Consider the following 21,426-nt stretch of genomic DNA (forward strand, 5'->3'; position numbering starts at 1 on the left):
CCGTGTTCAGCCGGTGAGGCCGGTGGCCCGCAGCGTGATGTTGACGCGGCCGTCGAGCAAGTCGCCTGTGCCCGGCAGCACTTTGGGCACACCGTGGTACGCGTACCGCGACGCCCTGCCGAAGACGAAGAGGTCGCCGGAGGCCAACTCCAGGTCCGTATAAGGCTTTCCGCGACCCTCCGTGTTGCCGAACCGGAAGACACATGTGTCGCCGAGGCTCAACGACACCACGGGAGCGGCCGACTCCTCGTCCTTGTCCTGGTGCATCCCCATGGCGGCGTCGCCGTCGTAGAAGTTCACCAGCGCGGTGTCGGGGGTGTACGCGGCGCCCGCCGCCGGGTCCCGGTACGCGTCGGCGACCGCGCGTCGGCCCAACTCGGCCAGCCAGTCAGGGAATACGGCGACCCGAGCCCCGTTCACGTCCGACGCCGTACGGGAGTACGTGTACGGGCGCCAGTGCCAGCCGACGCAGACCGTACGGACCGACATGACCCCGCCGCGCGGCAGCCGGGTGTGCCGCATCGGTACGGGGCCGGACGCCCAGGCCCGGCAGGCGGCGAGCAGGTCGCGCTGCTCGGCCGGGGAGAGCCAGCCGGGCACATGGACGGCCCCGGGCGCGGGGTGCGTCCGGGGCCGGGGGAAGAGGGCGTTCATCGCGGGGCGCCTTCGAGCGCGTCCTCCCACGCGCCTTCGAGCGCGAGCAGCCGCCGTTTGCGGTCGAGTCCGCCCGCGTACCCGGTGAGCGAGCCGTCCGCGCCGATCACCCGGTGGCACGGCCGGACGATCAGCAGCGGATTGGCGCCGATGGCCGAGCCCAGCGCGCGGACGGCGGCGCGCGGGGCGCCGATCCGTTCGGCGAGCCGGCCGTAGCTGGTCGTGACGCCGTACGGGATCGCCTCCAGCGCGGCCCACACCCGGCGCTGGAAGTCGGTGCCGCGGGTGGTCGTCCCGACCTCGAAGCGGGTGAGGGTGCCCGCGAAGTACGCCTCCAACTGGGCGGTCACCGCGCCGAACGCGTGCGGTGCGCGCTGCCAACCGGCCCCCACGACCGCGCCCTTGCGCTGCCCGGGCACGGACACGGAGTCCAGTACGACCCCGCCGCCGTCCCGTGCCTCGCCCACCAGCAGCAGTTCTCCGAGCGGGCTGTCGACCGTCGAGTAGATCGTCATGGTGTGTTCCGTCCTTCCCTGGCCCGGTGCCTTCGTCCGTCCCACCACCCACTGTGCGTCATCGCGGCCGGCCGGGCTGGCGGATTTCGGTCACCATGATCCGGCCTCGGACTGGCCTCCGCCCGGCCTCTGCCCGGCCTCCGACCGGCCCCCGAGGCGCCCGGACCCGGCCGGGCTAGTGTGCGCGGAGGCGGGAGAGGATCGGGGTCAGCTCCGCGTTCAGCGCGCGGGAGGCCGCTTCCGGGTCGCCGGACCTGATCGCCTCGACCAGGGACGAGTGCGTCGCGTCGCCCGGGTTGGGGTCACGCTCGCGGAGGTCGAGAAGGTCGATCAGATGGACCAGGCCCGCCCGCAGCGCCGGGGCGAACTCCGCGAACAGATCCGTCAGCACCGGATTGCCCGCCGCGGCCACCACCGCCGAGTGCAGCGCGATGTCCGCCTCCACGAAGGCCGCGTCGTCGCCGTCCGCCGCCTGCCTGCGGGCGGCAAGCGCCGCGTCGAGGGCCGCGATGTCCGCGGGCGTGCGGCGGACCGCCGCCATCCGGGCGGCCTGCACCTCCAGCATCGCCCGCACCTCGTAGACGTCCGCGATCCCCGCGCTCCGCAGACGCGCCGCCCAGTCCTCGACCGGACGGGTGGCGATCACGAACACGCCCGCGCCCTGCCGGGTCCGTACCAGCCCCGCCCCGGCCAGCGCCCGCAGGGCCTCCCGTACGGTCGAGCGCCCCACCCCCAGTGACGCGGCGAGCGTGGTCTCGCCGGGCAGCTTGGTACCGACCGGCCAGCGTCCCGCGGTGATCTGCGCGCGCAGCTTCTCCGCGGCCTGTTCCACCAGCGGGCTGGGTCGCAGCGAGCCGAGCGACATACGGGCCTCACCTGTCAGCTTGTCTGAGGAGTGCTTTCATGGATACTCTACCCGGCATGTCGCAGCGGGTCCTCCTTCTCGGATGCCGCGGCGGGGCCTGAACGACCGGCACCCCGCCGTGGGGTTCGGTGCTGCCGGTCGTCCCCCGACCGCACGCACCCCGAAACGGACACCCCGATGACCATCGGCAGCACCGCCTTCCCCACCCTGCGCACCCCGCCCGGGCCCGTCCCCGGCGACGCCCCCGCCTGGAACCGCCAGCGCGGCAGCGCGATGCCCTTCCATCGCTACCGGCCCGCCCATGAGCGCGTCGAACTCCCCGCCGCGGCCGACCGCCAGTGGCCGTCCCGCCGGATCGAACGCGCCCCCCTGTGGGTCCCGGTCGATCTGCGCGACGGCAACCAGGCACTGGCCGAGCCCATGGACCCGGCCCGCAAGCGCCGGATGTTCGACCTCCAAGTGGCCATGGGCTTCAAGGAGATCGAGGTCGGCTACCCCTCGGCCAGCCGTACCGACTACGACTTCGTCCGCCACCTCGCCGAGAGCGGCGCCGTCCCGGACGACGTGACCGTGGTCGTCTTCACCGCCGCCCGGGCCGACCTCATCGAGCGGACCTTCGCCTCGATCGACGGCCTGCCGCGTACCGTCGTCCACCTCTACACCGCGACCGCGCCCGTCTGGCGGGACGTCGTCATCGGCCGCGGCAGGCGGGAGCTGCGGGCGCTGGTCGAGGCGGCGGCCACCTTGATGGCCCGGCTCGCCGGCCAACGGCCCGGCGTGCGCTTCGAGTTCTCGCCCGAGGTCTTCAACCTCACCGAGCCGGACTTCGTGCTGGAGGTCTGCGACGGCCTGACCGCGCTGTGGGACGCCTCCCCGGACCGCCCGGTGATCCACAATCTGCCGGCCACCGTGGAGATCGCCACGCCCAATGTCTACGCCGACCAGATCGAGTACATGCACCGCCATCTGGCCCGCCGCGACAGCGTGATCCTCTCCGTCCACCCGCACAACGACCGGGGGACGGGCGTCGCCTGCGCCGAACTCGCCGTGCTGGCCGGGGCGCAGCGCGTCGAGGGCTGTCTGTTCGGCAACGGCGAGCGCACCGGCAATGTCGACCTGGTGACCCTCGCGCTCAACCTCTACACCCAGGGCGTCGACCCGATGCTGGACTTCTCCGACATCGACGAGATCCGCGCGACCGTCGAGCACTGCAACCGGCTGCCGGTCGCGGGCCGCCACCCGTACGTCGGCGACCTCGTGCACACCGCCTACTCCGGCACCCACCAGGACGCGATCAAGAAGGGCTTCGAGCACCACGCCCGCCGCGCCGAGCAGACCGGGGTCCCGGCCGACCGGGCACCCTGGGAGGTGCCCTACCTGCCGATCGACCCCGCCGACATCGGCCGTGACTACGAGGCCGTGATCCGGGTCAACAGCCAGTCGGGCAAGGGCGGCATCGCGTATCTGCTCAAGGCACACCACGGACTGGACCTGCCGCCCAGGCTGCGCGCCGACTTCTCCCGGATCGTGCAGCGGGCCGCCGACGACAGCGGTGAGGAGATCACCGCGAAGGACCTGTGGGAGCTGTTCCGCGCCGCGTACGTGGTCCCCGGCGAGGACGGCCCGCTGACGATCACCGACTGGCGTACGGCCGAAACCGCCCCCGGGCGGCACGAGTTCAGCTGTGTGCTGCACGAGGGTGACCCCGGTCGTACGGCCGGCCGCACGGTACGCGGCACCGGCAACGGCCCGCTCTCCGCCTTCACCGACGCGCTGGCCGCCGCCGGTGTCGAGGCCGGCATCGAGCACTACGCCGAGCACGCGACCGGCCCCGGCCCGGACAGCCGGGCCGTCGCGTACGCCGAGTGCCGGGTCGGCGGGCGGACCGCCTGGGGTGCAGGGCGGGACACCTCGGTGCTCACGGCGTCGGTCCGGGCGGTGCTGGCCGCCGTCAACCGGGCCCGGTAGCGGCGTCGGGGCGGTTGCCGTACGGCGCCGGGCGCGCCCCTCAGGGCCGGTAGACCTTGCCGGGCTCGGGCGTGCCCGGCGCGATCAGCTCCGGCACGGTGACGAAGGTGTACCCCTGCTCGTGCAGCGCGTCGATGATCCCGGGCACCGCCGGGACCGTCCCCTTGTACAGGTCGTGCAGCAGGATGATCCCGTCGCGGTGGGCGTCCTTGAGTATCCGCTTCTGTATCAGCGCGGTGTCGGTGGTGGCGTAGTCCGACGCGGTGTCGCTCCACAGCACCTGCGCGAGGCCCAGCTCCTTGCAGACCTTCGAGACCTTCTCGTCGGTACGGCCCTGCGGCGGGCGCATCAGCGTCGGCCGCTGCCCGGTCAGCTTCTCCACCTCCGTGTCCAGGTGGTCGAGCTGGTCGCGTATCTCGGCGGGCTTGAGATCGGTCAGCCGCTTGTGGGTCCAGGTGTGGTTGCCGAGCACGTTCCCGTTCCCGGCCATCTCCTTGACCAGCTCGGGGTACGTGTCGACGTGCTTGTGGCCCAGCAGGAAGAAGGTGACCCGCACCTTCTTCTCCTTGAGCACCTTCAGCAGCGCGGGGGTGTTCTCGCTGGGCCCGGCGTCGAAGGTGAGCGCTATGCACGTGAGCTTCGCGCAGTCGACCGCGCCCGGGGGAAGGCCCTTGCCCTTGCCGTTCGCGGCCGCCTTGATCGCGGCCTCCCGGGCGCTCTTCGGCGATTGCGCGTCGTAGGTGGCGCAGCCGCTGAGGCCGAGGGCCAGGGCCACGGCCGCCGCCGCCGCGAGGACCGCGGTCCTGCCGAACGGTCGTGACTTTCCGGGCATGACGATTCCTCCGTGCTTCGCTGGGTGGTCGCCGCGCACACCGTCGGCGGCAGACCGCCTCACCCTACACAGGGGCTATACACGCGATGTATAGCGGGGTCGGTGGGGGCCGAATGACCTTGAGGGGCAAAGGAGTTGACGCACACTCAGACACTTCGGGCGGAACCGGCCGCCGGGCGCCCGATCGGAGGAAGGATCTTCGGCCAAAACAGAGCGCGACGGGTCCACCTCGGTGTGTACTGGGCAGGGTCCGCCCCCGGGCGGCACCCGACCGTCTCCTCCCTGACCTGCCGAGGCCGATTCGATGATCGAGATACCGGACCTGGCCCTTGGCGGCCTGGCCGCCGGGACCCTGTCGGCGTTCGTCCTGGGAGGCGGGCTGTGGCGCTCCCGGCTCCACCGGAACCGGCAGCGTGAGGAGATCGAGGGCCTGCGCTCCCGGCTCGACGACGCCCGTCAGGAGCTCGACGGCAGCCGCCGCGAGGCCGGCCGCACGGCCGAGACGTACACCGCCGAAGTGCTCCACCTGGCCGGGCGGCGGATCCCCGCCGAGGCGATCCACGCCGCCCACCCGCATGTCCGGGTGCCCGGCGCGCTCCACCCCGAGGTGGCCGGAACCGCCTTCGACAACGGGCTCGGCGAGGTGCTCACCGCGGTCCTCGCCGCCATGGCCCAGGAGCGCAAGCGCGTCGACGCCGCCGCGCGGGCCGGTATGCGCGGCGCCACCCGCGACATCCAGGCGGGCCTGTACCGGCTCCAGGACGTACTGCGCGGACTGCAACAGCGCTACGACGACCCCGAGCTGGCCCAGACTCTCTTCGCCCTCGACCACGAGAACGAGCAGTCGCTGCGCCGCGCCCAGGTCACCGCCGTGGTCTGCGGCGCCTGGGTGGGCCTGGCCCGCGAGGAGTCGCATCTGATCGAGGCGGTCACCGGCGGCCAGTCCCGGCTGGTCGGCTACCACCGCGTCCAGGTCAACAACCATCTGGAGCCGGGTACGGCCCTGGTCTCGCACGCCGTCGAACCGGTCGCGATCATCGTCGCCGAACTCCTCGACAACGCGCTGCGGCACTCCGCGCCCGACACCGACGTCGTGGTCAACCTCGAACGCGTCCACCACGGGGTCTCCGTCACCGTGGACGACTCCGGCGTCGGCATGGCCGCCGACGAGCGGGCCTGGGCGCAGCGGATGGTCGCGGGCAAGGACCCCATCCTGCTCTCCGAACTCGGCGACCCGCCGCGGATGGGCCTGGCCGCGATCGGCCAGCTCACCCGGCGCTTCGACCTGTCCGTCGACCTCTCCTCGCCGTCACCGTACGGCGGCGTGCGGGCCGTACTGCTGGTCAGGAACCACCTGCTCAGCCGGATCGACCCCGCCGTACGGCCGCCCGCCGCCAGCACCCCGCGCTCCACCCGGCCGGCCGCCGGCGCCCCTGCCCAGCAGTCCGACACCGCGCACACCCGCGCGGCCGGCCCCGAGTCCGCGGACGAGCGGCCCGCCGGCACCCACGTGTCGACGGCGCCCCGCGAGTCACGGCCGGCCGCCACCGAGGACGTACTGCCGCAGCGCCGCCGCCGGGTGCGCACCGCCGCGGACGGCACGGTCGAGATCACCACCACCCCGGCCGCGGCGCCCGCGCGCAGCCCCGAGGAGGCCGCCGCCGCGCTCGGCGCCCTCCAGTCGGGCACCGCGGCGGCCCGATCCGCCGCCGACACCGAAGGGAACGACCCGCGATGACCAGCCGCGACACCGGCGACACCGCGTGGGTGCTCGATCCGATCCTGGAGATCCCGCACGTCAGGGCCGCGGTCCTGCTCACCAGGGACGGACTGGTCGCCGGATACTCCGCGGCGCTGTCCCAGCCCACGGCCGAGCGCACCGCCGCGATCGTCAGCACCGTCCAGGCCGCCTCCCGTACGGCCGCCGCCGCCTTCGCCGACCGGGCCGACGCCCAGGTCCGCCAGGTCGTCATCGAGTCCGACCACGGCTACATCCTGGTCGCGCCCACCGACCACGGCACCTGCGTGGCGGCCTACGGCGACCCCGAGGTACGCCTCGACCTGCTCGCCCACCGGGTCCACTCGCAGGTGGCCAGGCTCGGCGAGAAGGCGATGACCGCCGCACCCCGCGGCGGAGACGGCGGCACTGCGGTATGACCGGCCGCCGGAGCGGCCGTCCCCTGGTCCCCGCCTATCTGTCCACCGGCGGGGTGGCGCGGCCGAGCCGCGAGAGCCTGGAGCGCCTGTCGGTGCTCAGCGGCACCGGCGGGGCCGTTCCCGGCGGTCTGCCGGCCGCACAGTACGCGCTGCTCGACGCCCTCGACGGCGGGTCGCTGACCGTCGTCGAGGCGGCGGCCCTGCTGGAGCTGCCGGTCTCCGCGATCCGCGTCCTGGCCGCCGAACTCACCGACCAGGGGCTGGTGGTCGCCCGTCCGCCGGTGCCGGCCGCCGACCTGCCCGACTCCGATCTGCTGAAGAGAGTGGCCGATGGCCTCCGCGCCCTCAAGCACTAGCGGACTGCACCAGCCGGGTACCGGCGGCCCGCATCTGCCGGAAAGCGCCCGCGAACTGGTGAAGATCCTGGTGGCGGGGCCGTTCGGGGTGGGCAAGACCACGCTGATCGACTCCGTGTCGGAGATCGAGCCCCTGCACACCGAGGAACACCTCTCCGAGGCGTCCCTCGCGGTGGACGACATCGCGGGGATACGGGACAAGACCACCACGACGGTCGCGATCGACTTCGGCCGGATCAGCCTGGCCGGCGGGGTCGTGCTCTATCTGTTCGGCACGCCCGGCCAGGAGCGCTTCCGCTCCCTGTGGGCGGACATCGCCTACGGCGCGCTGGGCGCGCTCGTCCTCGTCGACACCCGCAGGATCGACGACTCCTTCGACGTGCTCGGCCTGGTCGAGGAGAGCGGGCTGCCGTACGCCGTCGCGCTCAACATCTTCCCGGACGCGCGGGCGTACACCGAGGAGCAGTTGCGCAAGGCGCTCGACCTGGAGCCCGGTACGCCGATGGTCGCGTGCGACGCGCGCGACGCCAACTCCTCGATCGACGCGCTGCTCGCGCTCGTCCAGCACCTGATCGAGCGCGCGGCGTGAGGGCGTACGGCGGGTGCGTTCCCGCCGGGCGCCGCCGCGCGCGCTCTTCCGCCGGGCGTCCGTGCGCCGGGTGTCTGTACGCCGGGCGCCTGTACGCCGGGCGTCCGTGTGCCGGGTGTCTGTACGCCGGGCGCCTGTACGCCGGGCGTCCGTACGCCCTCCGCCTGTCCGCCGGGCGTCCGTATCCGATCCACCGCACCGCCACCCTCGTCCGTCGGCCGCCCCCCACCGGCTGCTGCCCGTTACCGCCCGGAGCCCCCTGGTGAACTCCTCTTCCTCCGCCGCCCCTTACCCCGCTCCCGTCGAGTCCTTCTCCCTGTCGGCCCCGGTCCGGCTCTGGGAGGAGGGCTTCGCCGCCGACCCGCACCGCTACTACGCGGCGCTCAGGGCCCAGGGCCCGCTCGGCTGGGCGGAACTCGCGCCCGGCGTCCCCGCGTACGTCGTCACCGACCGGCGCGCCGCGCTCGATCTGCTGCACGACGACGAGACCTGGTCGCACGACCCGCGCGAGTGGGAGGCCGAGGTCGCCGAGGACTCACCGATCCTCGGCATGATGCGCTGGCGGCCCAACACCCTCTTCGCCGACGGTGTCGCGCACATCCGCTACCGCAAGGCCTTCGTCGACGCCTTCGACCTCGTGGAGGCGCACGACCTGCGCGAGCGCGTGCACCGCGCGGTGGACCTGCTGGTCAGCCGGTTCGGTCCGGCCGGAGAGGCCGATCTGGTGGGCGAGTTCGCCCGTCCGCTGATGTCGCTGGTCTTCAACGACCTCTTCGGCCTGCCCGACAGCGAGAGCGGCCGACTGGAGGCCGCGCTCGGCAAGATGATGGAGGGCGGCTCCCAAGCCGCCGAGGGCGAGGCCGAGTTCGGCGCCTACGTGCTCGGGCTGATAGCCGCCAAGTCCGCCGCGCGCGGCCCCGACATCACCAGCTGGCTGCTCGACCACCCGGTGGAACTCACCCCCGAGGAGGTCACCTGGCAGGTCTTCCTCACCCTGGGCGCGGGCCACGAACCCACCGCCAACCTCGTCTCCAACGCCCTGTCCCGGATCCTCGGCAACCCCGACTTCTACTCCACCCTCACCAGCGGCTCGCGTCCCGTGATGGACGCCGTCGTCGAGGTGCTGCGCCACGAGACCCCGCTGTCCAACTACGGCATCCACTACGCCCGTGAGTCGCTGACCTTCCACGGCGTGTGGGTGCAGTCCGCCGTGCCCGTGGTCATCTCCTACGGCGCTCTCGGCCACTTCGCCGAGCAGGAGTTCGGCGACACCCACCACCCCCACGACGCTTCCCATCTGTCCTGGTCGGCCGGTGAGCACGCGTGTCCGGTCAAGCACCACACGCTGCTCATCGCCACCGAGGCCATCGAACGGCTCACCCAGTGGCTGCCCGACCTGGAGCCGGTCACCGCCCGCGAACACCTCACCTGGCGGCCGGGCCCCTTCCACCGTTCGCTGACGGCACTGCCCGTCCGTTTCACCCCCCGTACTCCCGACCAGCCAGGAGAACGCTCATGACCACGTCCACCCGTGTGGCCATCGATCCGTTAGGCAGCGACATCCCCGCGGAGAGCGCCCGGCTGCGCGCGCTCGGTCCGGTGGTGCCGGTGGAGCTGCCCGGCGCCATCCCCGCCTGGGCGCCCACCGGTTACGACACCCTCAAGTCCCTGCTGCTCGACCCCCGGGTCAGCAAGGACCCGCGGCTGCACTGGTCGTCGTGGGCCGAGATCGGCGAACACCCCGCCTGGGCCTGGGTGGTGAACTGGGTCGGCGTGGTCAACATGCTCTCCACCTACGGCCCCGACCACACCCGGCTGCGCAAACTGGTCGCCCCCAGCTTCACCGCCCGCCGCACCGAGGCCATGCGCCCGCGGGTCGAGGCGATCACCGCCGAACTGCTGGACGCGCTGGACACCGCGCGGGCGGCGGCCCCGGGAGAGCCGGTCGACCTGCGGGCCGGGTACGCGTACCCGCTGCCGATGCGGATGATCTGCGAACTGTTCGGCGTCCCGGACCACTTGGTGGAGTCCACCGGCACCCTGATCGCCGCCGTCATGGACACCTCCGACCCCACCCCGGAGTTCGGCGCGTACGTCCAGCGGCAGATCGGCACCGTGCTGCCCGCGCTGATCGCGTACCGGACCGAGCACCCCGGCGACGACATGACCACCGAACTCATCCGGGTGCGGGACGAGGACGGCGACCGGCTCAGCGACGAGGAACTGCTGTACACCCTGCTGCTGGTGATCGGCGCCGGGTTCGAGACCACGGTCAATCTGATCGGCAACGCGGTGGTCGCGCTGCTCGAACACCCCGACCAACTGGCCGCCGTACGGGCCGGGAAGGTCGGGTGGGAGGCGGTCATCGAGGAGGTGCTGCGGGTGCGCCCCTCGATCGCCTCGCTGCCGCTGCGGTTCGCCGTCGAGGACATCACCGTGGAGGGCGTGACCATCCCCGCGGGCGACGCGATCGTCACCACCTTCGCCGCCGCGGGCCTCGACCCGGCCCACTACGGCCCGGACGCCGGGGAGTTCGACGCGACCCGGATCGCCGACGACCATCTGTCGTTCGGCATCGGCGTGCACCGCTGCATCGGCGCCCCGCTGGCCCGGATGGAGGCGATCACCGCGCTCCCGGCGATCTTCGACCGTTACCCCGATCTCGCTCTGGCGGTGGCGCCGGAGGAACTGCGCCAGGTGCCGTCCTTCATCGCCTACGGCTGGCAGGAGATCCCGGTCCGGCTCGGCTAGACCCGGCGGCGGTACGCGCGGGGCCCGCCGGCGGGCCCCGCACGTATGTCCGGGCGGCGTGTGCCCGGCGGTGCGGCGACGGCCGTGCGGGGCCCCGGCCCCACCTGGTCTTAAGCGCATGGCAAGAGTGCCTTTAGCCGACTCCCTACGGTCGAGGAGAGACCAGACACGTCGGCGAGGGGCGATCACACGCGATGACCGGTACCAGCGAAGTCGACAGCACCCGTTTCCCGGACGAGCCCGCGGGCCCCGGCCGCCGTGCGGGGCGGGAGCCGATCGCGATCGTCGGCATCTCCTGCCGGCTGCCCCAGGCACCGGACCCGGCGGCGTACTGGCGGCTGCTGCGCGACGGCGTGGACGCGGTCACCCGGGCGCCCGCCGACCGCTGGGACCCCGACGACCCGGCCTTCGCCGACGCCCCCCGCACCGGCGGCTTCATCGAGGGCGCCGACCGCTTCGACGCCGCCTTCTTCGGCATCAGCGCACGCGAGGCCGACGCCATGGACCCCCAGCAGCGGCTGATGCTGGAGCTGAGCTGGGAGGCGCTGGAGGACGCGGGCATCCTCCCCGCCACCCTGCGGGACTCGTCCGCCGGGGTCTTCTTCGGCGCCTGCTCCGGCGACTACGCCACCTTGCTGCACCGGCAGCGCACCGACGCCGTCTCCCGGCACGCCTTCACCGGGCTGCACCGCTCGATCATCGCCAACCGGGTGTCGTACGCGCTCGGTTCGCGCGGGCCGAGCCTCCTGGTCGACACCGGGCAGTCCTCGTCGCTGGTCGCCGTGCACCTCGCCTGCGAGAGCCTGCGCGGCGGTGAGTCCACGGTCGCGGTGGCCGGCGGGGTGCAGCTCAACCTCGCCGCCGAGAGCGCGCTCGGCGTCCAGCGCTTCGGCGCCCTGTCGCCCGACGGCCGCAGCCGCACCTTCGACGCGCGCGCCGACGGCTTCGTACGCGGCGAGGGCGCGGGCGTGATCGTGCTCAAGCCGCTGTCGGCCGCGCGCGCCGACGGCGACCCGGTGTACGCGGTGATCCTGGGCGGCGCGCTCAACAACGACGGCGCCACCGAAGGGCTCACCCGCCCCGGCGAGCAGACCCAGACCGAGGTGATCCGGGCCGCCTACCGGCGGGCCGCCGTCCCCGCCGCCGAGGTGCAGTACGTCGAACTGCACGGCACCGGCACGGCCGTGGGCGACCCCATCGAGGCCGCCGCGCTCGGAGCCGCCGTGGGAGCGCCGGCCGGCCGGCCCGACGGGCAGCCGCTGCTGGTCGGATCGGTGAAGACCAACATCGGCCACCTGGAAGGCGCCGCGGGCATCGCGGGCCTGCTCAAGGTGGTGCTGAGCATCGCCCACCGGCGGATTCCGGCGAGCCTGCACTACGAACAGCCCAACCCCGCCATCGCGTTCGACGCCCTCGGGATCGAAGTCGCCCGCGAGACCACCGACTGGCCGCGCCCGGACGACCGGCTCGTCGCCGGTGTCTCCTCCTTCGGCGTCGGCGGCACCAACTGCCATCTCGCGCTGGCCGAACCGCCCGCCGAACTCCCCGGCGAATCGGGCGGGCCGGCGGCCGGCGAGGGCGATCTGCCCGCGCTCGCCTGGCCGCTGTCCGCCGCCGGAGAGGCCGGCCTGCGCGAACAGGCCGTGAAATTGCGCGAGTTCGCCCGGACCGGGCCCGAGCCCGCCGCCGTCGGCCGCGCGCTGGCCACCACCCGTACCGCCTTCGCCCACCGGGCCGTCGTCATCGGCCGGGACCGGGACGAACTCCTCGACGGACTCGACGCGTTGGCCACCGGACTGCCGTCGGCCGCCGTGGTCAGGGGCGACGGCGGCGCGGGCGGCCGTACGGTCTTCGTCTTCCCCGGCCAGGGCTCGCAGTGGATCGGCATGGCGGCCGAACTGCTGGACTCCTCCGCCGTCTTCCGCGCCCATATCGCCGCCTGCGAGAAGGCCCTCGCGCCGCACACCGACTGGTCGTTGACCGAGGTGCTGCGCGACCCGGCCGACTCGGCGCTCGACCGGGTGGACGTGGTGCAGCCCGCGCTCTTCGCCGTGATGACCTCGCTGGCCCGGCTGTGGGAGGCGTACGGGGTGCGTCCCACCGCGGTCGTGGGCCACTCGCAGGGCGAGATCGCCGCGGCGTACATCGCGGGCGCGCTCTCGCTGGAGGACGCCGCCCGGATCGTCGCCCTGCGCAGCCGGGCCATCACCGCCATCGCGGGCCACGGCGGCATGGCCTCCGTGCCGCTGCCCGCCGCCGAGGTCGAAGCCCGGCTGGCCGCGCTCGGCGGCGCGGTGAGCGTCGCCGCGCTCAACGGCCCCTCGTCCACGGTCGTTTCGGGCGACCGCACGGCGGTGGCCGCGCTGGTCGCCGCGTACGAGGCCGAGGGCGTGCAGGCCCGTACGGTCAACGTCGACTACGCCTCGCACTCCGCGCACGTCGAGGCCGTCGAGGACGAACTCGCCCTGCTGCTCGCCGGAATCACCCCCCGCCGGGCCTCCGTCGCCTTCTACTCGACGGTCACCGGCGGTGTGGTCGACACCGCGACGCTGAACGCCGCCTACTGGTACCGCAATCTGCGGCAGACCGTCCGGTTCGAGCCCGTCGTACGGCAGTTGGTCGCCGACGGCCACGGGCTGTTCGTCGAGTCCAGTCCGCACCCGGTGCTCACGGTCGGCGTCGAGCAGACCGTCGGCGACTCGGCCGCCCATGTCACGGGCACGCTGCGGCGCGGGCACGGCGGTCTGCCGTACTTCCTCGGCTCGCTCGCCGACGCGCACGCGCACGGCGCCGAGGTGGACTGGGGACGGTGGTTCGGCGCCGGTACGAGCGGGCGGCTGCGGCTGCCGACGTACGCCTTCCAGCGGGCCCGCCACTGGTTCCACACGTCGGGCGGGGAACGGGACCGGGCCGAGGGCGGCGCCTCCGGGGCTCCGGCGGCCGCGGCACCCGTGGCGCCCGCCGTTCAACTCGCTCCCGCAGAGCGGGAGTCCGCGCTGCTCGACGTCGTGCGCGCGGCCGTCGCCGCCGTCGCGGGCGGGCGGCCGGGCGAGGTCGCCACCGCGAAGACGTTCAAGGATCTCGGGTTCGACTCGGTCGCGGGCGTGGAGCTGCGCAACCGGGTGCGTTCCGCGACGGGACTTTCGGTGGCCGCCACCGCCACGTTCGACCACCCGACCCCCGTGGCGCTCGCCCGGCACCTGGCCGCGCTGGCCGCCGGGCCGGGGGAGGGCGTGGACGCTGCCGGCGATCGTACGGACGCGGCCTCCGGTGACCTCGGTGACGGCCTCGGCGACGACCCGATCGCCGTCGTCGGCATGGCCTGCCGGCTGCCCGGCGGCGTCGACTCGCCCGAGGAGCTGTGGGACGTCCTGGCCGAAGGCCGCGACCTGATCGGGGAGTTCCCCGACGACCGGGGCTGGGACCTCGGCTCGCTCTACGACCCCGAGCCCGGCACCCACGGCAAGTCGTACGCCCGGCACGGCGGTTTCCTCCGGGACGTGGACGGTTTCGACGCCGCGTTCTTCGGCATCAGCCCGCGTGAGGCCGCCGCCGTCGACCCGCAGCAGCGGCTCGTCCTGGAGACCTCGTGGGAGGCGCTGGAGCGCGCGGGCCTCGACCCGGCGGCCCTGCGCGGCACGGCCACCGGTGTCTTCGTCGGCGCGATGGCCACGGACTACGGGCCCCGGCTGACCGAGGTCCCCGAGGGCTACGACGGGTACGCGCTCACCGGCACGACCACCAGTGTGGTCTCCGGCCGGGTCGCGTACTGCCTCGGCCTCGAAGGGCCGGCCGTCACGGTGGACACGGCCTGCTCCTCGTCGCTGGTCTCGCTCCACCTCGCCGTCCAGGCGCTGCGGGCCGGCGAGTGCTCGCTGGCGCTGGCCGGGGGCGTCACGGTGATGTCCACGCCGGGGATGTTCGTCGAGTTCAGCAACCAGCGCGGGCTGTCCCCCGACGGGCGCTGCAAGGCGTTCGGGGACGGCGCGGACGGCACGGGCTGGGCCGAGGGCGCGGGGATGCTCGTGGTCGAACGCCTCTCCGACGCGCGGCGGCTCGGCCACCGCGTGCTGGGCGTGATCCGCGGCTCGGCGATCAACCAGGACGGCGCGTCCAACGGTCTGACCGCGCCCAACGGGCCTTCCCAGGAACGGGTGATCCGCGCGGCGCTCGCCTCGGCGGGGGTCGGTACGGGTGATGTCGACGCCGTCGAGGCCCATGGGACGGGTACGGTGCTGGGCGATCCGATCGAGGCGGGCGCGCTCGTGGCGACGTACGGGCGCGGGCGTACGGACCGGCCGCTGCTGCTCGGCTCGCTCAAGTCCAACCTCGGCCACACGCAGGCCGCGGCGGGCGTCGCGGGCGTGATCAAGATGGTGCTGGCCCTCGGGCACGGGGTGCTGCCGCGAACGCTTCACGCGGAACAGCCGTCCCGCCACGTCGAGTGGGACGGCGCGGGGGTGCGGCTGCTGACGCGCGCCACCCCCTGGCCCCGGGGCGCGCGGGTCCGCCGCGCGGCGGTCTCGGCGTTCGGCATCAGCGGCACGAACGCCCACGTCATCCTCGAAGAACCCCCCACCCCGCCCGCGGCCGCGAGCGCCGCGCGCGTCGGCGAGCCCGCCGGGCCCGCCTCGGCGGCCAACGGCCCCGGCTCCGCCGGGACTGGCACGAACCCGGGCGCCCCTACTGCCCCGGGTGCCGGGTCCGGGACCTCGGCTGCCCCCGGCGGGGCTGTCGCCGAGGTGGCTGACCCGGGCGCGGGTGGCGTGCGTGGGGGCGAGCCCGCCGGGCCTGCCGCAGTGGCCAAGGGCTTCGGCTTCGCCGGGCCCGGCACGGACCGGAGCGTGCCCGCCGCCCCGGGCGTGGGGGCCGCGAACCCGGCCGCCTTCCGTGAGGACACGTCCGCCGAGCCGGGGATGTCGCCCGGCGCGACGCTTACGGGAGCGGGCACGGCTCCCACGAATGCGTCGGCCGGTGGCGCGGCCGCCGCGTCGGCGGGAACTCCGTCCGCGACGCTCGCGGACCCAGCGGCCTCGCGCGAGGCCGTGCCCTCCGGGGCGGCCGGTGAGGCCGAGGGGACGCTCTCGGGTGCCACCGTCGGGGCACTTGGCGCGGTGAGTGGCTCTGCCGCAGGCCAGCGGCCTGACCCGGCGGATACGCCCAACGGGACGGGGACGTTGCCCGCCGCCGTTGGGGCTGAGGCCGCAGGTCCCGGGGCAGCCGCCCCGGGCGCGGGGTCCGGGACCCCGGCTGCCGCCGGCGGGGCTGCCGGCGAGGTGGCTGACCCGGGCGCGGGTGCCGTGCGTGTTGGCGAGCCCGTCGTACCCGCCGCAGTGGCCAACGGCTCCGGCTCCGCCGGGACTGGCACGGACCGGAGCGTGCCCGCCGCCCCGGGCGCGGGGTCCGGGACCCCGACCGCCCCCGGCGGGGCTGCCGCCGAGGTGGCTGACCCGGGCGCGAACTCGGGCGCCTCCCGGGAGGACACGCCCGCCGAGCCGGGCATGTCGCCCGGCGCGACGCCCGCAGATACGGGTGCCGCCCGCGTGGGCGGAGTCTCCGGGTCGGAAGGCCGCTCCCGGGCCACCGGAAGCAGCACAGGAGCCGCCGGTGAGGCGACCGTGTGGGTCGTGGCCGGGGGGAGTGGGGAGGCGTTGCGGGCGCAGGCGGGGCGGCTGCGGGCGTGGGTCGAGGACCGCGTGTCCGCCCCCACTCCGCCGGAAGGGCTCGCGGCGATCGGCGCCGCGCTCGCCACCACCCGTACCGCCTTCCCGTACCGCGCCGCCGTCGTCGGCGCGGACCGCGACGCCCTGCTCGGCGGGCTCGCCGCCCTCGCCGAGGGCGAGCCGCAGCCCGGCCTCGTGACCGGTACGGCCGCCGACCCCGGCCGTACCGTGTTCGTCTTCCCCGGCCAGGGCTCGCAGTGGATCGGCATGGCGGCCGGCCTGCTGGACGCCTCCCCGGTGTTCCGGGACCACATCGCCGCCTGCGAGAAGGCCCTCGCGCCGCACACCGACTGGTCGTTGACCGACGTGCTGCGCGACCCGGCCGCCACCGCGCTGGACCGCGTGGACGTCGTACAGCCCGCCCTCTTCGCCGTGATGACCTCGCTCGCCCGGCTCTGGGAGGCCCACGGCGTGCGCCCCGACGCCGTCGTCGGCCACTCGCAGGGCGAGATCGCCGCCGCGTACATCGCGGGCGCGCTCTCACTGGAGGACGCCGCCCGCGTCGTGGCCCTGCGCGCGCGGGCGATCACCGGCCTGGCCCGCGAGGGCGGCATGGCCTCCGTACCGCTGCCCGCCGCCGAGGTGGAACGCCGACTGGCCGGACACGAGGGCGAGTTGAGCGTCGCCGCGGTCAACGGCCCGGACACCACGGTCGTCGCCGGGGACCGCGGGCCCCTGGAGGAGCTGGTCGCCCGCTGGACCGAGGACGGCGTACGGGTCCGGCTCATCCCCGTCACCTACGCCTCGCACTCGCCGCACGTCGAGGAGATCCGCGAGGCCGTGCTCGACGCGCTGACCGGCATCGCGCCGCGCACCTCGGCCGTGCCCTTCTACTCGACCGTGACCGGGGGCCTGCTGGACACCGCGGCCCTGGACGCCGCCTACTGGTACCGCAATCTGCGGCAGACCGTACGGTTCGACGCGGCCGTCGCCGCCGCGGCCGCCGACGGGCACCGCGCGTTCGTGGAGTCGAGCCCGCACCCCGTGCTCACCGTCAGTGTGCAGCGCACCCTGGAGGACGCCGGGGTCACCGCCGCCGTCAACGGAACGCTGCGCCGGGACACGGGCGGCTGGGACCGCTTCCTCACCGCGCTCGCCGAGGCCCACACCGCGGGCGTGGCCGTGGACTGGGGGGCCGTCTTCCCGGCCCGCCGCCCGGCCGACCTGCCGGAGCTGCCGACGTACGCCTTCCAGCACGAGTCCTACTGGCTCACCGCCCCCGAGCCGGCCGGTGACGCCGGAGCCCTCGGCCTCGGCCGCAGCGAACACCCGCTGATCGGCGCGGCCGTCAAGCTCCCCGACGGCGCCGGGGCCGTGCTCACCACCCGGCTCTCGCTGCGCACCCACCCCTGGCTCGCCGACCACGCGGTGCTCGGCACCGCGCTGCTGCCCGGCACGGCCTTCGTCGAGCTCGCCCTGCACGCAGGAGACCTGGCGGACACCGGGCGGATCGAGGAACTGACGCTGCACGCCCCGCTGTTGCTGCCGGAGCAGGGCGCGGTACGGCTGCGTACGGTCGTCGGGCCCGCCGACGACAGCGGCCGCCGGCCGGTGACCGTGCACGCGCAGCCGGACGGCGGCCCGGAGGACGCCCCCTGGACCCGGCACGCGAGCGGCCATCTGACGGTCAGTCAAGCAATCGGCGCGGATGACGACGTACGCCCGCCCGCGGCCGCGACCACCGTCACCCCCGAGGAGCTGTACGCGGGGCTCGCCGCGCTCGGTTACGACTACGGCCCGGCCTTCCGCGCGGTCCGCGCCGCCTGGCGGCACGGCGACGACCTCTACGCCGAGGTCGCGCTGAGCCCGGACACCCCGGACACGGGGGACGCCGCCGCCTTCGGCCTGCACCCCGCCCTGCTGGACGCCGCCCTGCACCCGGCGGTCGGCCTGACCGGCGGCGACAACACCCGACTGCCGTTCAGCTGGTCCGGCGTGGAGCTGCACGCCGTGGGCGCGGGCGCGCTGCGGGTCCGGATCAGCCCGGACCCGGAGCGGCCCGACACCGTACGCGTCACCGCCGCCGACAGCGAAGGGCGGCCCGTGGTCACCGTGGACGCGCTGGCCCTGCGGCCGCTGTCGCCCGAACAGTTCGCCCCGGCGGCGGACGACAGCCTCTACGTACTCGACTGGCTGCCGGTGGCCGAGGCCAACGGCGCCGACACCACGCCGAGTTGGGCGGTGGTCGGCCCCGGCGGCGAGCACCGCGACCTGCCCGCGCTCGGTACGGCCCTCGCCGCCGGAGCGCCCCTGCCCGACCTCGTCTTCCTGCCGCAGGGCGGATACGGCGACGAGCCGGTCGGCGACGCCCACCACACCACCGCGCATCTGCTCGACCTGCTCCAGGACTGGCTGGCCGACGAGCGGTACACCGCGACCCGGCTGGTCGTCGTCACCCGCCGCGCGGCGCTGCCGGGACCGGACGCTGCGGGCACGGCCTCGCTCGGCCAGTCGCCTGCGTGGGGCCTGGTGCGCTCGGCCCAGTCCGAGCACCCCGGCCGCTTCGTCCTGATCGACACCGACACGCCCGAGGACGCCCCCGACTACCCGGCGCTGGCCGCCGCCGTCGCCACCGGCGAACCCCAACTCGCGCTGAGCGGCGGCGCGTTGTACGCACCCCGGCTCGGCCGCCCGCAGACCGCCGCGCTCACCGTCCCGGCCGGCCACCGGCTGGACGTCACCGCCGCCGGCACCCTGGAGAATCTGGCCGTGCTGCCCTACCCCGAGGCCGAACAGCCGCTCGCCGAGGGGCAGGTGAGGATCGCGCTGCGCGCCGCCGGGCTCAACTTCCGTGACGTGCTGATCGCGCTCGGCGTCTACCCGGGCGAGGCCAGGATCGGCATAGAGGGCGCGGGCGTGGTCACCGGGACCGGCCCCGGTGTCACCACGCTCGCCCCCGGCGACCGGGTGATGGGCCTGCTGCCCGGAGCGCTCGGCCCGGTCGCGGTCGCCGACCACCGGCTGCTGGCCCGCGTCCCCGAGGGCTGGACCTTCGCCCAGGCCGCCGCCGCGCCCGTGGCCTTCCTCACCGCCGCCTACGGACTGCTGGAACTCGGCGCGCTGGGGCCCGGCGAGTCCGTGCTCGTGCACGCGGCGGCCGGCGGTGTCGGCAGCGCCGCAGTCCAGCTCGCCGTGCACCACGGCGCCCGCGTGCTCGCCACCGCCTCTCCCGCCAAGTGGCCCGCGCTGCGCGCCCAGGGCGTCGACGCGGACCGGATCGCCTCCTCCCGCGACCCGCGCTTCGCCGACCGGCTGCGCGCGGCCGACCCCGGCCTCGCCGTGGACGTCGTGCTCAACGCCCTCGCGGGCGAGTTCACCGACGCCTCCCTCGAACTGCTCGGCGACGGCGGACGGTTCGTGGAGATGGGCAAGACCGACCCGCGCGACCCGGACCGGGTCGCCGCCGACCACCCCGGCGTCGTCTACCGGGCGTTCGACCTGCTGACCGTCGAACCCGCCGTGATCCAGCGGCTCTTCGCCGACCTGCTGCCGCTGTTCGCCTCGGGCGCGCTGACCCCGCCGCCCACCACGGTCTACGACCTCGCGCAGGCGCCCGACGCCTTCCGCGCGCTGAGCGCGGCGACCCTCGTCGGCAAGGCCGTACTGACCCTGCCGGTGCCGCTCGACCCCGGCGGCACCGTGCTGATCACCGGCGGCACCGGCACGCTCGGCGCACTCGTCGCCCGCCACCTGGTGACCCGGCACGGCGTACGGCACCTGCTGCTCGCCGGGCGGCGCGGTCCCGCCGCGCCCGGCGCCGACGCACTCGCGGCCGAACTCACCGCGCTCGGCGCCGAGGTGACCTTCGCGGCCGCCGACACTGCCGACCGCGCCGCCGTCGCCGGGCTCCTCGCGGGCGTCGACCCCGGCCGGCCGCTCACCGCGGTCGTGCACGCCGCCGGGGTGCTGGACGACGCCACCCTCGGCGAACTGACCGCCCGGCAGGTCGAGTCGGTGCTGCGGCCCAAGGCCGACGCCGCCTGGCACCTGCACGAGCTGACCCGCGACGCCGACCTGGCGGCCTTCGTGCTCTTCTCCTCGGTCGCCGGAGTGCTCGGCAACCCCGGACAGGGCAACTACGCCGCCGCGAACACCTTCCTGGACGCCCTCGCCCGGCACCGGCACGCCCTCGGACTGCCCGCGCTCGCCCTGGACTGGGGCTACTGGGAGCAGAGCAGCGCCATGACCGGCCACCTCACGGACGCCGACGTCCACCGGATGGCCCGCTCGGGCCTGGCCCCGCTGCCCACCGCCGAAGGGCTCCAACTCCTGGACCGGGCACTGGAGTCGGCGCTCCCGGTACTCGTGCCCGCCAGGATCGACCGGGCGGCGGTGCGCTCGCGGGCCGCGGCCGGCACCCTGGCCCCGCCGCTGCGCGGCCTCGCCCCCCAGGTCCGCAGGACCGCGGCCGCCGCCGCGCCCGCGCCGGCCGTCGCCCCGCGCGGCGGCCCCGACCTGGCCGGGCTGTCCGAGGCCGAGCAGTACCGCGTACTGCTCGACCTCGTACGCGGCAACGCCGCCACCGTGCTCGGACACCGCGGCTCCGAGGCGATCGGGGCCGAACGCGGCTTCATGGACTCGGGGTTCGACTCGCTCACCGCCGTCGAGCTGCGCAACCGGCTCGCCTCGGCGGTCGGCGGCCCGCTGCCCAGCACCCTGCTCTTCGACCACCCCACCCCGGCCGCGCTCGCCCGGCACCTGCGGAGCCGGCTCGTACCGGAACAGGAGCAGGGCGACCCGCTGGAAGGGCTCGACCGGCTCGCCGACGCCCTGCTCGCCGACGAGGCCGCCCGCGCGCTGGCCGTACCCCGGCTGCGGGCGCTGCTGGCCAGGCTCGGCGCGTCCGACGGCGGCGCGGACGGCGACAGCGGCGGCCTCGACATGGACAGCGCCTCAGACGACGAACTCTTCGACTTCATCGAGAACGAACTCGGCACGTCGTGACCACCACGAGCGGCGTGCCCGCAGCACCGGCCCGAGTACCGCAGAACCGGCCCGACTACCCCGAGTACCAAG

Annotated in this window: 12 protein-coding genes; 8 read left to right on the plus strand and 4 right to left on the minus strand. The window is 74.8% G+C overall.

Annotation, left to right across the window (positions count from 1 at the left end):
- Positions 1 to 6: 6 nt before the first annotated feature.
- The 3 genes from OHA30_RS29875 to OHA30_RS29885 form a co-directional block, all read right to left on the minus strand.
- The gene (locus tag OHA30_RS29875) at positions 7 to 654 is read right to left on the minus strand and encodes an alpha-ketoglutarate-dependent dioxygenase AlkB family protein (RefSeq protein ID WP_328916982.1); all 648 of its coding nucleotides are present in this window, start codon (positions 652 to 654) and stop codon (positions 7 to 9) included.
- Complete coding sequence (locus OHA30_RS29880; RefSeq protein WP_328916983.1) at positions 651 to 1,169, minus strand: methylated-DNA--[protein]-cysteine S-methyltransferase; 519 nt, start codon at positions 1,167 to 1,169, stop codon at positions 651 to 653. Before OHA30_RS29880 ends, OHA30_RS29875 begins: the two co-directional genes overlap by 4 nt.
- Before the next feature lie 175 nt (positions 1,170 to 1,344).
- Positions 1,345 to 2,034, minus strand: coding sequence for a FadR/GntR family transcriptional regulator (locus tag OHA30_RS29885; protein ID WP_328916984.1), 690 nt, complete (start codon positions 2,032 to 2,034; stop codon positions 1,345 to 1,347).
- Positions 2,035 to 2,211: 177 nt separating this feature from the next.
- Here OHA30_RS29885 and leuA point away from each other — a divergent pair, with 177 nt between their 5' ends.
- Entirely contained in the window at positions 2,212 to 4,002 is a 1,791-nt protein-coding gene (gene leuA, locus OHA30_RS29890; RefSeq protein ID WP_328916985.1) for a 2-isopropylmalate synthase, read from the plus strand.
- 40 nt (positions 4,003 to 4,042) lie between these two features.
- Here the strand turns inward: leuA and OHA30_RS29895 are convergent, their stop codons facing one another.
- Positions 4,043 to 4,834 (minus strand): polysaccharide deacetylase family protein, encoded by a 792-nt coding sequence (locus OHA30_RS29895; RefSeq protein ID WP_328916986.1) that lies wholly within the window; start codon positions 4,832 to 4,834, stop codon positions 4,043 to 4,045.
- Between the two features lie 304 nt (positions 4,835 to 5,138).
- On the opposite strand from OHA30_RS29895, the gene OHA30_RS29900 reads away from it, so the two are divergent.
- The 7 genes from OHA30_RS29900 to OHA30_RS29930 all read left to right on the plus strand — a co-directional run bounded on the left by OHA30_RS29900 (position 5,139) and on the right by OHA30_RS29930 (position 21,354).
- Positions 5,139 to 6,572: an ATP-binding protein gene (locus OHA30_RS29900; RefSeq protein WP_328916987.1), complete on the plus strand. Its 1,434-nt coding sequence runs from the start codon at positions 5,139 to 5,141 to the stop codon at positions 6,570 to 6,572.
- Complete coding sequence (locus OHA30_RS29905) at positions 6,569 to 6,991, plus strand: roadblock/LC7 domain-containing protein (RefSeq protein WP_328916988.1); 423 nt, start codon at positions 6,569 to 6,571, stop codon at positions 6,989 to 6,991. Before OHA30_RS29900 ends, OHA30_RS29905 begins: the two co-directional genes overlap by 4 nt.
- A complete protein-coding gene (locus tag OHA30_RS29910) occupies positions 6,988 to 7,347 on the plus strand; it encodes a DUF742 domain-containing protein (protein ID WP_328916989.1) in 360 nt (119 codons plus the stop codon). Before OHA30_RS29905 ends, OHA30_RS29910 begins: the two co-directional genes overlap by 4 nt.
- A complete protein-coding gene (locus tag OHA30_RS29915) occupies positions 7,322 to 7,936 on the plus strand; it encodes a GTP-binding protein (RefSeq protein WP_328916990.1) in 615 nt (204 codons plus the stop codon). Before OHA30_RS29910 ends, OHA30_RS29915 begins: the two co-directional genes overlap by 26 nt.
- 316 nt (positions 7,937 to 8,252) lie before the next feature.
- Positions 8,253 to 9,455 carry a cytochrome P450 gene (locus OHA30_RS29920; protein ID WP_328918051.1) on the plus strand — a complete coding sequence of 401 codons (1,203 nt, stop codon included), beginning with the start codon at positions 8,253 to 8,255 and terminating at the stop codon, positions 9,453 to 9,455.
- Positions 9,452 to 10,687 carry a cytochrome P450 family protein gene (locus OHA30_RS29925; RefSeq protein ID WP_328916991.1) on the plus strand — a complete coding sequence of 412 codons (1,236 nt, stop codon included), beginning with the start codon at positions 9,452 to 9,454 and terminating at the stop codon, positions 10,685 to 10,687. Before OHA30_RS29920 ends, OHA30_RS29925 begins: the two co-directional genes overlap by 4 nt.
- 194 nt (positions 10,688 to 10,881) lie before the next feature.
- Positions 10,882 to 21,354 (plus strand): SDR family NAD(P)-dependent oxidoreductase, encoded by a 10,473-nt coding sequence (locus OHA30_RS29930; RefSeq protein WP_328916992.1) that lies wholly within the window; start codon positions 10,882 to 10,884, stop codon positions 21,352 to 21,354.
- The last annotated feature ends 72 nt before the right edge of the window (positions 21,355 to 21,426 follow it).

It is taken from the genome of Streptomyces sp. NBC_00223 (assembly GCF_036199905.1).
Classification (GTDB): domain Bacteria; phylum Actinomycetota; class Actinomycetes; order Streptomycetales; family Streptomycetaceae; genus Actinacidiphila.